Source organism: Stenotrophomonas sp. YJH_SMC_14-1, from assembly GCF_059372275.1.
In genome coordinates, this window is record NZ_JCAFVK010000001.1 from 581,706 (window position 1) to 594,892 (window position 13,187).

Here is a 13,187-nt window from a genome sequence, read left to right on the forward strand (position 1 = left end):
CCATGGCACCCTCGGCACCGACGGGTTGCCGGCCAGCGGCCGGCACCACCAGGAGACATCGCATGCAAGGCCAACCCGAATACAGTGGCGGCTGCCAGTGCGGCGCGATCCGCTTCCAGGTGCGTGGCGCGCTGACCGACAGTTCGATCTGTCATTGCCGGATGTGCCAGAAGGCCTTCGGTGCCTACTACGCACCGCTGGTGTCGGTGCGCGGCGTGCAGTTCAGCTGGACCCGCGGCCAGCCGCGCTATTTCCAGTCCTCCAACGTGGTGCGGCGTGGCTTCTGCGCCGACTGTGGTACGCCATTGACCTACGAGGCGCCCGATGGCGTGGCGGTGGCGGCCGGCGCCTTCGACGAACCCGAGCGCCTGCCGCCGACCATCCAGTACGGGGTCGAGCGCAAGCTGCCGTTCGTCGATACGTTGGCCGGTCTGCCGGCCCGTCGTACCGAGGAAGACATCGCGGCGCTGGAGTTCCTGGCCACCATCGTGTCCCATCAGCACCCGGACCACGACACGCCGCACTGGCCGCCGCGCAGCCGGTAACGCCCCTGTAGCGCCGAGCCCAGGCTCGGCTGGCAGGTCGCCGCGGCCTCAGCCCGGCAGCGAGCGCAGGCTCGGCTCAACAGGGGCCCCGCCGCAGCGCCCGGCCCGCCGATGCTCTACCATAGCCACCCCCTTTCCGGTCCCCGCCCGCATGAGCAAGAACAGCCAGTGGATCGTCGGCGTCAACGCCGTCGCCTCCTCCATCGAGAACGACGCCGAGAACGTCCGCGAAGTGCTGGTCGAGGCCGGTGCGAAGAACCCGCGCCTGACCGAGATCGAGGAAAACGCCCGCCGCAAGGGCATCGACGTGCGCAAGGTGAACAGCCAGGCGCTGGACGGTGTCGGCGGTTCGGTACGCCACCAGGGCGTGGCCGCTCGCTATGCCGCCGCCCGCACTTACAGCGAGAACGAGCTGGAGGGCCTGGTCACCGCAGCCGAGGGCAAGGCCCTGCTGCTGGTGCTGGACGAAGTGCAGGACCCGCACAACCTTGGCGCTTGCCTGCGCTCGGCGGCTGCCGCAGGCGCCACTGCCGTGATCATCCCCAAGGACAAGTCGGCCACGGTGAACGCGACCGTGCGCAAGACCTCGGCCGGTGCCGCCGATCTGATCCCGGTGGTGGCGGTGACCAACCTGTCGCGCTGCCTGAAGGACCTGCAGAAGCAGGGCGTGTGGATCTACGGCCTGGCCGGCGAAGCCACCGCTTCGCTCTACCAGCTGGACCTGAAGGGCAACATTGCCCTGGTGCTGGGTGGCGAGGCCGATGGCCTGCGCCGCCTGACCCGCGAGAACTGCGATGGCCTGGTCAAGATCCCGATGCCGGGCGAGATCGAGAGCCTGAACGTTTCCGTCGCCGCCGGCGTCAGCCTGTTCGAGGCCGTGCGCCAGCGCGGTTGATTTCGAGGTCGGATCCCTTTTCCATGTGCCGTGTCGACCAAGGTCGACATCTACCGGGTCGTTGCCGTGTCGACCAAGGTCGACATCTACCGGGTCGTTGCCGTGTCGACCAAGGTCGACACCTACCGGATCGTTGCCGTGTCGACCAAGGTCGACACCTACCGGATCGTTGCCGTGTCGACCAAGGTCGACACCTACCGGGCCGTTGCCGTGTCGACCAAGGTCGACACCTACCGGGCCGTTGCCGTGTCGACCAAGGTCGACACCTACCGGGTCGTTGCCGTGTCGACCAAGGTCGACACCTACCGGGTCGTTGCCGTGTCGACCAAGGTCGACACCCAGCGGGTAGTCGCCAACCCGGGTTGGCGCCCTTGCCGCCTCACCCCGCGCTGCCGCCCAGTGCCTTGAACAGGGTGACGTCGTTGTTCAGCTGGCCCTGGCGTACGCGCGCCAGCGACAGCTCGGCATCACGCCGGGTCTGCTGCGCTTCCAGCCAGGTGCGCAGGTCGGTGGCACCTACGCGGTAGCGCACTTCCTGCGCGCGCTCCACTTCCACTGCTTCGTCGTACGACGCCTGCGAGGCCGCCACCTGGCGCGCCAGCTGCTCGCGTGCCGACAGCGCGTTGTCCACTTCCGACAGCGCGGTGTACAGCGTCTTGCGGAAATTGGTCGCGGCGATCTGATAGCTGGTGCCGGCGATGTCGGTATCCAGCTGTGCGCGCTGCAGGTTGAGGAACGGCAGCGACAGGCCGGCGCCCAGCGTGGCCACCGGGTTGCGCAGCACGTCACCCAGCGACGTTGCACTGGAGCCGAGGCTGCCGGTCAGGCTCAGCGCCGGGTAGTACTGGGTAGCGGTCACCTTGATGGTCTTCAGGCTGTTGCGCAGGCGAAGTTCGGCCGCGCGCAGGTCGGGACGGCGGCCGAGCAGCTCGGCCGGCAGGCCTTCGTTGATCCCGGGGCTGCGTGCGCCCAGCAGGTCCTGCGGTTCGTCCTGCTGCGGCCAGGGCGTGCCGTCCAGCAGCACGGTCAGTGCATTGCGCACCTCCACCCGCTGCTGTTCCAGCGCGCTCTGCGAGGAACGCTGCGACTGCAGGTTCTGCAGCGCCTGGCGCACTTCCAGGCGCGATACCGCACCAGCATCGAAGCGGGCCTGCACCAGGTCGCGGGTGCGCTCCAGCCGCTCCAGGTTGGCCTGGCCGGTGGCGATGGACTGGTTGAGATAGGCCAGGTTCCAGTACTGGGTGATGGTGTCGCCGATCACCAGCAGCGCGGTGTTCTGCCGGTCTTCCTCGCTGGCCTCGGCTTCCCAGCGGGCGATGTCGCGCTGGGTGCGCAGACGGCCCCACAGATCGACCTCCCAGCCGAGCGAGACGCCGGTGGAATAGCTGCGTCGCCAGTCGTCGGCCTGGTCGGTGGCGCGGCTGGCATTGCCGCTGACGCCGGACGACGACGGCTGCGGCCACAGCGCGTTGCTGGCCAGTCCGGCCTGCAGGCGCGAACGCTGCACGGCCAGGCCAGCGGCGGCCAGATCGCTGTTGGCGGCCAGCGCCTGCGCCACCAGGCGGTTCAGTCGTTCATCGCCGAAGCCCGTCCACCAGCTGTCCTGGCGGATGTCGCGGCCCGGTGTATCCAGGCTGCTGCGCGGGTCGTCGGCCGGTGCGTTGAGGGTGGCATCGCCACGGCCGTAGCTGGCCGCCACGTCGGGGGCCTGCACCGGGTAGCGGCCCACCGAGGCACAGCCTGAGAGGGCAAGCAGAACAGCGCCCACCAGCAGCAGGCGCGAGGGAGCAGGGAAGGGCAGTCGGGTCATCATCTTCATTCGCGGGCCAGGGCCTCCACCGGGTCCAGCTGCGCGGCGTTGCGCGCGGGCAGGAAGCCGAATGCCACGCCGATCAGGGTCGAGCAGGCGAACGCGGCAACGATCGAGGCGGTGGAGAACAGCACCTGGAAGTCACTGGCGAAGCGGCCGATCATCGAGCCCAGCAGCAGGGCCAGGCCGATGCCGAGCAGACCACCGAGCAGGCACACCAGCACCGCTTCGATCAGGAACTGCTGGCGGATGTCACTCTGCCGTGCCCCCACCGCCATGCGCACGCCGATTTCGCGGGTGCGCTCGGTCACCGAGACCAGCATGATGTTCATCACGCCGATGCCGCCGACCAGCAGCGCGATGGCGGCGATGGCGCCGATCAGCAGGGTCATCGTGCGCGTGGTCTGCTCGATGGTCTGGCGGATCTCGGCGCTGTTGCTGAGGAAGAAGTCCTCGGTGCCGTGGCGCAGGGTCAGCAGGCGGGTGATCGCTTCCTGCGCCGCATCCATCGGCGTGTCGTCGTCCACGCGCACGGTGATGCTGGAAACGTGGCTCTGGCCGAGCATGCGCGACATCACCGTGGTGTAGGGCACCCACACGCTGAGGCTGGTGCTGCCACCAAAGCCGAAGCTCTGGCGCTTGGCCACGCCGACCACGCGTGCCGGTACGTTGCCGAGCAGGATCACCTGGCCGACCGGATCGACATCGGGGAAGAACTGGGTCTGGGTGTTCTCGTCGATCACCGCCACCTGGCCGAGGCCCTTCACCGCGTCGGTATCGAAGAAGCTGCCGCTGAGCAGGGTCACGCCCTTGACCCGGAAGAACTGCTCGCCGACGCCACTGACCTGGGCGGTGGAGGACTGGTTGCGGTAACGCGCGGTGACCGAGGTCGACACGCTGGGGGTGGCGCTGTCCACGTAGCTCTGCTTTGCCAGTGCATCGGCATCGCTGGCCTTGAGCGTCTGTACCCGCGCCGAGCGCATGTCGCCGAAACCACGGCCGGGATAGACGTCGATGGTGTTGGTGCCGAGCGCGCTGATGTTCTGCAGGATCTGCTGCTGCGAGCCATTGCCCAGCGCCACCACCGAGACCACCGAGGCGATGCCGATGATGATGCCGAGCATGGTCAGGAAGGTGCGCAGCCGATGTGCGTTCATCGCCAGCAGGGCCATGCGGAACGCTTCGGTGAAGCGGTCACGGACCGCCCGCCAGCTGTTGCCGCGGGCCACGCCGGTGCTGGCCTCGCGCTGCGCGCGGTAGGTCGGTGCGTTCGGATTGGTGCGGTCGGCGATGATCTCGCCATCGCGGATTTCGATGATGCGCTGCGCGTGTTCGGCCACGCTCATGTCGTGGGTGACGATGATGATGGTGTGGCCTTCGGCGTGCAGCTCGCCGAGGATCGCCATCACTTCCTCGCCGGATTTCGTGTCGAGCGCGCCGGTCGGTTCGTCGGCCAGGATCACCTCGCCGCCGTTCATCAGCGCACGTGCGATCGACACGCGCTGCTGCTGGCCACCGGACAGCTGGCCCGGCTTGTGGTGCATGCGGTCGCCCAGGCCCAGCCGCTGCAGCAGCTGCTCGGCACGCGCGTTGCGCACCGGGCCGGGGCTGCCGGCATACACCGCCGGTACCTCCACGTTGCCGCGCGCATCCAGGTCGCCCAGCAGGTGGTAGCGCTGGAAGATGAAGCCGAAATGTTCGCGGCGCAGTTCGGCCAGTTCATCCGGCGCCATCCTGCCGGTTTCGCGGCCGGCCACCTGGTAGCTGCCGCGGGTAGGGCGATCGAGGCAGCCGAGGATGTTCATCAGCGTCGACTTGCCCGAGCCGGACTGGCCGACGATCGCCACCATCTCGCCGGCGTGGATATCCAGGTTGACGTCGCGCAGCACGGCGATCACATCATCGCCCGCCGGGAATTCGCGTCGCAGGTCGCGCAGGCGCAGCAGCGGCGCCTTCGTGCTCATCGGCGCGGACCCATGCCCGGGCCGCCGACCCGCATCTGCATGCCGCCGCGGTTGCCGCCGCCGGCGCTGGCACCGGCCGCACCGGCTTCGCCCACCACCACGCGTTCGCCTTCCTTCAGCCCGGACAGGATTTCGGCCGAGGCGCCGTTGTTGATGCCCACGGTGACCTTGCGCGGTTGCGGCTGGCCCTTGTCGTCCAGCACCCGCACCATGCGCTCGTCGCCGCGGCGCTTCGGTCCCAGCGCCACCGCCGGCACCATCAGCACGTCCTTGGCCTGCTTGAGCAGTACCGAGACCTGCGCGGTCATGTCGATGCGCAGGGTGCCGTCCGGGTTTTCCACGTCGAACAGCGCGTTGTAGTAGACCGCGCTGCTGGAACTGGAGCTGGACGAACTGCTGGAGCTGGACGAGTTCTCGTTGGCGATCGAGGCCGGCGCCGGATTGATCTGGCGCAGGGTGGCGTGGTACTTGCGGTCGGGGTCACCCAGGGTGGTGAAGTACACCGGCATGCCGGCCTTGATCTTGACCACGTCGGCCTCGGAGATCTCGGCGTTGACCGTGACCACGTCCAGCCGCGCCAGCATCACGATGGTGGGCGCGGTCTGGTTGGCGTTCACGGTGCGGCCTTCCTCGGCCACCACCGCCACCACGGTGCCATCCATCGGCGCGGTGATGCGGGTGTAGGCCAGGTTGGCGCGGGCGGTGCCCAGCTCGGTCTGGCGGCCCTTGATCTGCGCCTCGTAGGACTGCAGCTGGGCGCGGGCAGTTTTCAGCTGTGCTTCGGCGGCATCGTATTCCTGGCGCGAGGTGGCCTCGGCCGCCAGCATCTGCTGCTGGCGCGCGAACTCCAGTTCGGCCTGGCGCAGGGTGGCCTGCTGCACGGCACGCTGGGCGGTGACCTGGTCCAGCGAAGCCTGCGCGTTGAGCACCTGGTTCTGCTGGGTGGTGGCGTCGATCTCGGCGATCAGGTCGCCTTCCTTCACGGTGTCGCCCAGCTGCACCTTCAGCGACTTGATCTGGCCCGAGGCCTGGGCACCCACGCTGACCAGCTTGTAGGCGTCGATCACACCGGTGGCTTCCACGGTCTGCTCGATGTCGCCGCGGCTGACCGGCGTGGTCGCCACCGCCGGGGCGGCGGGTTTGCGCAGCAGCCACCAGGCGGCGACGGCCACGATGAGGGCGAGCAGGGCGATCAGTATCAGGCGACCACGGCGGGTCGCGGGCAACAGGCGGAACGTCACGTCGTGGCTTCACTCTCGGGGCCGCGGCGGCGGCGTTGGTGGGCATTGTGAAGACCGGGCGACAGGCGGCTCAATCCTCGGGGTATGTCTCTATGTAACACTGTCGGTGAATACGCGTAACCACAGGTATCCCGCTCATGGCTGGATACACTGGTACGCATTGCCCCGGATGCGGTTCAGCTGCCGACACGGGATGATCGCGACATGGAGACTGAAAACACGATGCATCGACTGCTGATCGTCGACGACGACAACGACATCCGCACCCTGCTGGCCGAGCAGCTCGGCCGTGCCGGTTACCAGGTGAGCACCGCCGCCGATGGCACCGCCATGCGCCAGCTGCTGGACCGCGAGCACGTGGACCTGATCGTGCTCGACCTCAACCTGCCGCGCGAGGATGGCCTGACCCTGTGCCGCGACCTGCGTGCGCGCTCGAACACCCCGGTGATCATGCTGACCGCGCGCGCCGAGCCGATCGACCGCGTGCTCGGCCTGGAAATGGGCGCCGACGACTACCTGGCCAAGCCGTTCGAACCGCGCGAGCTGCTGGCGCGCATCCGCAACGTGCTGCGCCGGACCGAGGCGCTGCCGGCCAACCTGGAGCCGCTGGCGGTGCGCCGTGCGCGTTTCTCGCGCTGGGTGTTCGATCTGGAGCATCGCCACCTGGTCGATCCGGATGATCGCGTGGTGGTGCTGTCCGGTGCCGAGTTCCGCCTGCTGCGCGTGTTCATCGCCCATGCCAACAAGGTGCTGTCGCGCGAACAGCTGGTCGCGCTCAGCAGCGGCCGCAACTACGAGGCGCAGGATCGCGCGATCGACCTGCAGGTCAGCCGCCTGCGCAACAAGCTGGGCGATGACGGTGGGCCGGATGGCCTGATCAAGACCGTGCGCAACGAAGGCTACGTGCTGGCCTCCTCGGTGAACCTGGAATAAGCCGTCATGAAGCGCCTGCGCCATTTCCTGTCCTCGATGGTCGGGCGGTTGTTCGTGATCCTGCTGTTGGGCATGAGCGTGGCTGCGATCGGCGCGACCATGCTGGCCACCTCCAAACGCCAGCAGGAGTTCGAGCGGCAGAACCTGAACCGCATCGCCGACCGGCTGCAGGGCTACGTCAACCTGCTCGATGGCAATCCAGAACTGCGCGAGCGACTGCTTGAGATCGGTGGGCCCAGCGTGCGTGCGCTGCAGCCCGGCGCGCGCCTGGGGCGGGCGGATACCGCACTGATGGAAGTCCTGGATGACCGGCCCGGCCCGGTGTCGCGCGCGCATGTGCACTTCACCTCGTTCCGTTCCTGCATTCCCAAGCTGCAGGATCTGCTGCCGCCACCGCCGCCGGGGCACCGGCGGCATCCGCGTGAGCGCGATCCGGCCTTCATTCCGCCCAAGTGCCGCGCGGTCGATGTGACGCTCAACGACGGTACGCTGTTGAAGCTGGCGCTGGATTCGCCGGCGGTGGCCCACAACGGCATTCTGGCCGTGGACCCGTGGTTCCTGACCCTGCTGGTGCTGGCCATCGCGGTGCTGGCCTACATCGTCGCGCGCATGGCCAGTGCGCCGCTGCAGGAGCTGGCGGCAGCCGCGGAGGATCTCGGCGACGATCTGCAGCGCGATCCACTGCCGTTGCGCGGGCCGCGCGAGGTGCAGCGCGCCGCCGAGGCCTTCAATGCCATGCAGCACCGCCTGCAGCGGCACCTGGCCGAACGCACGCAGATGCTGGCGGCGATCACCCATGACCTGCAGACCCCGTTGACCCGCCTGCGCCTGCGCCTGGAGAACGTCAGCGACGAGGTGCTGCGCGAGCGCCTGATCGGCGATCTGGCGGCGATGCAGGCACTGGTGCGCGAAGGCCTGGAGCTGGCCCGCAGTGCCGAGAGCGCCGAGCAGCGCGCCGCGCTGGATCTGGATTCGCTGCTGGAAAGCATCGTGGAAGACGCCGCCGAGGGCGGTGCCGACGTGGTCTTCGAGGGCGGCACCGGTGCGGTGCTGATGTTGCGCCCGCTGGCCATGCACCGGCTGTTCTCCAACCTGGTGGATAACGCCGTGATGTATGCCCACCGCGTGCGCGTGCGGGTGGAGCGCAGCGGCGGCACGATCACGGCGATGGTGTCCGACGACGGCCCGGGCCTGGCGGAAGACCAGCTGGAGGCCGTGTTCGACCCGTTCGTGCGGGTGGAAACCTCGCGTTCGCGGGAAACCGGCGGCGCCGGGCTGGGCCTGACCATCGCGCGCGCCCTGGCCGAGAAGGATGGCGCGCGGCTGTGGCTGCGCAACCGTGCCGAGGGCGGTCTGGAGGCGGTGGTGCAGTGGCCGGCCAGTGCGCAGGTGGTGCCGCCTGGCCGGCCCGGCTGAGTCCCGCCGGACGCACGCGATGACGCCGGGGCCAGGGTTTGGCCTATCATCTGCGCATCTCCCCAGTTTCTCCCCGATGAGTCAGCCCGTTCCTGACGGCACGCCGTTCCGCGTTGCCCGGTCGTTCCCGCTTGCTGCCATGCCCTGCAGCTGCTACCGGCCACTGCCGCCGAGCTGATGGGCAGGTCAGGGGACAACGGGTGCTGGGTGGAGCGCCGCGTTTCGAAGGCCAGGCAGGCACTGCAGCGCGGTCTGCTGTGGCTGTTGCTGGTGCTGGCGCTGCCGCTGCCGCTGGCCGCGCAGGAGGGCGCGCCGCCGCTGCGCGACTACGCCATCGACGTGTGGACCTCGCGCAATGGCCTGCCGCACAACTCCCTGCGCGATATCGCGCAGACCCCCGAGGGGCACCTGTGGTTTGCCACCTGGGAAGGCCTGGTCCGCTACAACGGCCTGGATTTCACCGTGTTCGACCGCAGCACCCGCCCGGGGCTGCGCGACAACGGCATCGGCGCACTGCTGGTCGATCGGCAGGGAGGGCTGTGGATCAGTGATTCGCGCGGTAACGTCAGCCATCGTGGCAACGACGGCCAGTGGCGGGTCTGGGAGCATCAGGCCGGCACCCCGCAGGTGCTGATCCAGTCCATGCAGATGGACAGCCAGGGGCGCCTGTGGCTGCTGTACGAAGGCAAGGGCATCGGCTATCTCACCCCGGACAAGGGCATCGTCTACCAGGCCCCGGCGGCCGACCTGCCGATGGCGATGAGCTTCACCAAGCTGGTGGTCGATGCGCAGGACCGGGTCTGGGTTGGCACGCTTGACGGGCTGGTGCTGCGCGACAACGACGGCGTGCTCAAGCGCGCGCCCGCGGCGTGGGGCCTGGGTGCCGGCACCGGCCTGTCCTGGCCGTACCGGGCTCCTGATGGCGCGCTGTGGATCGTCGCTGGCGAGCGCCTGTACCGCGTGGAGGACGATCAGCTGGTGCTGGTGCACCGGCTGCCGGGACAGCTGCACATGACCTCGATGCTGCAGGACCGGCACGGCGACCTGTGGCTGGGAACCGAGAACCAGGGTCTGCTGCGGATCTCGGCGCATGGCCTGGAACGATTGCCGGCCGGCCTGAACCTGCCGGGCGGGCGCGTGGTCAGCCTGCGCGAGGATGCCGAAGGCAGCATCTGGGTGGGGGCCAACGGTGGCCTGTACCGCCTGCGCGAAACACTGTTCAGCAGCTACACCGAGCGCGATGGCCTCAGTGGCGACTATGTGCGCACGGTGCTGGAGGACCGCGACCGCCAGTTGTGGGTCGGTAGTGCCAGTGGTCTCGACCTGCAGACACCCGATGGCCGCTTCCGCGCGGTTCCCCTGCACAACCGCGGCGGCAAGGCGCCATCGGTATTGAGTCTGGCGCAGGGCCCGGACGGCGACCTGTGGGTGGGTACGTTCGGCGACGGCGTTTACCGGCTGGACCGCGATGGCAGTCTCCGCCACAACTATGCGGCAGCCGACGGCATGCCGGGTGGCAACATCCGCGCGATCAGTGTCGATCCGCAGGGCAGGGTCTGGGCGGGTACGCAGAAGGGCGTGGTACGCATCGACGGCGACCGGGTGCAGGTGTCGACTGCCCCGGGCATGCCCGGTGGCCTCATCACCGCACTTGAGCATGACCACCAGGGCAACCTGTGGATCGGCACCATCGAGGGCATCCGCGTGCTGCGTGGCGACCACGTGCAGTCGATCGACCTGGCACCGATGGGCGGGGGCCGCAGTGTGTTCGGTTTCCACCAGCTGGGCGACGCGATGTGGATCAGCAGCGACCGCGGCCTGTACCGTTGGCTCGACGGAAAGCTGGCGCGCGTCGGCCTGGAGCAGGGCATGCCGGTGGATGCGGTGTTCCAGCTGGTGCCGGATCGTCTTGGCAACGTGTGGATCAGCAGCAACCGCGGCGTGCTGCGCACCGACATGGCGACCCTCAATGCCGTGGCCGATGGTCGTGCACCGCGCGTAGTGGTGGAGCGCTACAACGAGATCGACGGCATGGCCAACGCGCAGGCCAACGGCAGCTCCGGGCCATCGGCCATCCTGCGCCAGGACGGCACCTTCTGGGTGGTCACCGCCGGAGGCCTGAGCACCGTCGACCCGCAACGCCTGCAGCGCTTCCGCGAGCGCCCATCACCGCCGGCAGCGATCGAGAGCGTGCAGGTGGATGGCGCACCCGTGCATTGGGAGGGCCCGGATCGCAACTACATTCCCGGCGGCCGACGTCTGGCGGTGAGCTATGTGGGCCTGAGTTACCTGATGTCGGACCGGATCCGCTATCGCACGCGGCTGGATGGCCTGGACACCGGCTGGGTCGAGCGCGGCCCGCAGCGCAGCGTCGAGTTCGTCGGCCTGCCTCCGGGTGACTACACCCTGCACGTGTCGGCGGCGCATCCAGGCGGGGCCTGGGGCCAGCAGGAAGCCGTGTGGAGCTTCACGGTGGAGCCGTTCTGGTGGCAGCGCCGCAGCGTGCAGATGCTGGGCGGGCTGCTGCTGCTGGCCGGGCTGGTTGTGCTGTACCGCCTGCTGCTGCAGCAGCTGAAGGCCAGCAACCTGCGCCTGGCACGGCGCGTGGACGAGGCAACCTTCGACCTGCAGGCCAAGACCGTGCACCTGCAGGCGCTGAACCAGGAAAAGACCGAACTGGCCGAGCGCCTTGCACGGCAGGCCGAGGCCTTCGAGCGGCAGGCGCGCGAGGATGCGCTGACCGGGCTGGCCAATCGCCGTGCCTTCGACGAAACGCTGGCGCGCGACTTCGCCCGCTCACAGCGCAGCGGCCACCCGCTGTGCCTGGTGGTGCTGGACATCGACCACTTCAAGGACGTCAACGACCGGCACAGCCACAGCATCGGCGATGCTGTGCTGGTGCAGGTGGCCCGACTGATCGCCGCGGCCTGCCGCGACTCGGACCTGCCCGCGCGCACCGGTGGCGAGGAGTTCGCGCTGCTGCTCAACGACACCCGCCTGGAAGAAGCCGCGCAGCTGTGCGCGCGCCTGCGTGGCCTGTTCCATGACCACCCCGACTGGGCCGGAGTAGCGGGCCTGCGCGTGACCTTCAGCGCAGGCCTGGTGGAACTGGATGCCGATGACCGCACCCCGGCGCTGCTGTACCAGCGCGCCGACCGCGCGCTGTACCGCGCCAAGAGCGACGGCCGCGATCGTACGAGTATTGGTTGATCGCATCCACGCATGGCGTGGATCTACTGGTGTTGTCGTACTACCCGGCAGTGCCGACCAACGGTCGGCACCCACCAGAGAAGTGACTCACTACAGAGGTGATCGGCAGGCCCCCAACGAGCGCAGCGACCCGCTGCTGCTCCCGCTTCTTCTGATCTTTCCGTGGCGCTCAGCAACGTGTCCGTGGCCGGACGGGTGGGCTGCGCAGGGGCGTGAGCCGCATGGGCCTGAGGCATGCCTCGGGCGGGTTGGGCCGGATGCCCAACCCCGGTCTTGCCGTGTGCGCAGGACAGCGCACACGAGCAAGCGGCGACCAAGCTTACATGGACGTACGTGCAGCGTCCCCTGCGCAGTCCACCCGTCCGGCCCACCTTATGATTCGCTTCACGCCACGAGGGGCTCCGCCGTTGGCCGCTTCACCGCGGCCAGGCATTGGCGATGGTGCAGAACAATCGTGCGGTCTGTTCGGTGTCATACACCGCGCTGTGTGCTTCGTTCGCATCCCAGCCCAACCCGGCGGCCGTGGCTGCACGCGCCAGCACCGTCTGCCCGTAGGCGATGCCGGCCAGGGTGACGGTGTCGAACACGCTGAACGGATGGAACGGATTGCGCTTGTGGCCGGTCCGGGCCACGGCGGCGTTGACGAAGCCCAGGTCGAAATGGGCGTTGTGGCCGACCAGGATCGCGCGCTGGCAGCCGTACTTCTTCATCGCCGCGCGTACCGGGGTGAAGATGTGGTCCAGTGCGGCCTTCTCTTCCTTGGCCAGCCGGAACGGGTGGTCGAGGATGATGCCGGTCACTTCCAGCGACTTCGGGTCGATCTCCAGGCCCTCGGCCGGCACCACATGGGCACTGGCGGTCTGGCCGGGGTAGAGCAGGCCGTTCTCGTCCATCTCGATGGGCACCGCGGCGATTTCCAGCAGGGCGTTGCGCTGGCTGTCGAAGCCGCCGGTTTCCACGTCCACCACCACCGGCAGGAAGCCGCGGAAGCGTTGTGACATCGCGCGCTGCGCCTGGGGGATTGCGGAATCGGAGGCGGCGGCAGGTGCGGGAGTGGGGTCATTCATGCGTGAATTCTATCAGAGCGGCCTTGAGCGTCCGGCCAGCCTTCTGTGCATGGTGGGCGTGTGTCGACCAAGGTCGACACCTACCGGTGCACCGCGCGCCCAGGAT

10 protein-coding genes are annotated in these 13,187 nt (G+C 68.6%); 6 read left to right on the top strand and 4 right to left on the bottom strand.

Annotation, left to right across the window (positions count from 1 at the left end; all coding sequences use genetic code 11):
* Nucleotides 1-62: 62 nt before the first annotated feature.
* From AC5P9P_RS02835 to AC5P9P_RS02845, 3 genes are all read left to right on the top strand, one after another.
* On the top strand, nt 63-545 hold the full coding sequence (locus tag AC5P9P_RS02835) for a GFA family protein (RefSeq protein WP_329771893.1): 483 nt from the start codon (nt 63-65) through the stop codon (nt 543-545).
* Nucleotides 546-696: 151 nt separating this feature from the next.
* Nucleotides 697-1,440, top strand: a complete 744-nt coding sequence (gene rlmB / locus AC5P9P_RS02840) for a 23S rRNA (guanosine(2251)-2'-O)-methyltransferase RlmB (protein WP_005408775.1) — start codon at nt 697-699, stop codon at nt 1,438-1,440.
* Nucleotides 1,441-1,470: 30 nt separating this feature from the next.
* Nucleotides 1,471-1,848: a hypothetical protein gene (locus AC5P9P_RS02845; protein ID WP_495232594.1), complete on the top strand. Its 378-nt coding sequence runs from the start codon at nt 1,471-1,473 to the stop codon at nt 1,846-1,848.
* On the opposite strand, the gene AC5P9P_RS02850 is transcribed toward AC5P9P_RS02845, so the two are convergent.
* Genes AC5P9P_RS02850 through AC5P9P_RS02860 form a run of 3 tightly spaced genes read right to left on the bottom strand, consistent with a single transcriptional unit; the run spans nt 1,820 to nt 6,455 of the window.
* Nucleotides 1,820-3,259 (bottom strand): efflux transporter outer membrane subunit, encoded by a 1,440-nt coding sequence (locus AC5P9P_RS02850; protein ID WP_033834108.1) that lies wholly within the window; start codon nt 3,257-3,259, stop codon nt 1,820-1,822. The two genes, AC5P9P_RS02845 and AC5P9P_RS02850, sit on opposite strands and share 29 nt — an antisense overlap.
* Complete coding sequence (locus AC5P9P_RS02855; protein WP_184013813.1) at nt 3,256-5,214, bottom strand: MacB family efflux pump subunit; 1,959 nt, start codon at nt 5,212-5,214, stop codon at nt 3,256-3,258. Before AC5P9P_RS02855 ends, AC5P9P_RS02850 begins: the two co-directional genes overlap by 4 nt.
* Nucleotides 5,211-6,455, bottom strand: a complete 1,245-nt coding sequence (locus AC5P9P_RS02860; protein WP_005408778.1) for an efflux RND transporter periplasmic adaptor subunit — start codon at nt 6,453-6,455, stop codon at nt 5,211-5,213. The genes AC5P9P_RS02855 and AC5P9P_RS02860 overlap by 4 nt, the downstream gene beginning before the upstream one ends.
* A 204-nt stretch (nt 6,456-6,659) precedes the next feature.
* On the opposite strand from AC5P9P_RS02860, the gene AC5P9P_RS02865 reads away from it, so the two are divergent.
* The 3 genes from AC5P9P_RS02865 (at nt 6,660) to AC5P9P_RS02875 (ending at nt 12,014) form a co-directional block, all read left to right on the top strand.
* A complete protein-coding gene (locus tag AC5P9P_RS02865; RefSeq protein WP_005408779.1) occupies nt 6,660-7,388 on the top strand; it encodes a response regulator in 729 nt (242 codons plus the stop codon).
* Nucleotides 7,389-7,394: 6 nt separating this feature from the next.
* Nucleotides 7,395-8,804, top strand: a complete 1,410-nt coding sequence (locus AC5P9P_RS02870) for an ATP-binding protein (protein WP_005408780.1) — start codon at nt 7,395-7,397, stop codon at nt 8,802-8,804.
* A gap of 177 nt (nt 8,805-8,981) precedes the next feature.
* Nucleotides 8,982-12,014 (top strand): ligand-binding sensor domain-containing diguanylate cyclase, encoded by a 3,033-nt coding sequence (locus AC5P9P_RS02875; RefSeq protein WP_049433551.1) that lies wholly within the window; start codon nt 8,982-8,984, stop codon nt 12,012-12,014.
* Nucleotides 12,015-12,430: 416 nt separating this feature from the next.
* Here the strand turns inward: AC5P9P_RS02875 and rnt are convergent, their stop codons facing one another.
* Nucleotides 12,431-13,081, bottom strand: a complete 651-nt coding sequence (gene rnt, locus AC5P9P_RS02880) for a ribonuclease T (protein WP_032965690.1) — start codon at nt 13,079-13,081, stop codon at nt 12,431-12,433.
* Nucleotides 13,082-13,187: the final 106 nt, after the last annotated feature.

Excerpts from the sequence above, each read along its gene's own strand:
- AC5P9P_RS02835 (WP_329771893.1), top strand. The coding sequence starts at position 63 with ATGCAAGGCCAACCCGAATACAGTGGCGGCTGCCAGTGCGGCGCGATC.
- rlmB (WP_005408775.1), top strand. The coding sequence starts at position 697 with ATGAGCAAGAACAGCCAGTGGATCGTCGGCGTCAACGCCGTCGCCTCC.
- AC5P9P_RS02850 (WP_033834108.1), bottom strand. The coding sequence starts at position 3,259 with ATGAAGATGATGACCCGACTGCCCTTCCCTGCTCCCTCGCGCCTGCTG.
- AC5P9P_RS02855 (WP_184013813.1), bottom strand. The coding sequence starts at position 5,214 with ATGAGCACGAAGGCGCCGCTGCTGCGCCTGCGCGACCTGCGACGCGAA.
- AC5P9P_RS02865 (WP_005408779.1), top strand. The coding sequence starts at position 6,660 with ATGGAGACTGAAAACACGATGCATCGACTGCTGATCGTCGACGACGAC.
- AC5P9P_RS02870 (WP_005408780.1), top strand. The coding sequence starts at position 7,395 with ATGAAGCGCCTGCGCCATTTCCTGTCCTCGATGGTCGGGCGGTTGTTC.
- AC5P9P_RS02875 (WP_049433551.1), top strand. The coding sequence starts at position 8,982 with ATGGGCAGGTCAGGGGACAACGGGTGCTGGGTGGAGCGCCGCGTTTCG.
- rnt (WP_032965690.1), bottom strand. The coding sequence starts at position 13,081 with ATGAATGACCCCACTCCCGCACCTGCCGCCGCCTCCGATTCCGCAATC.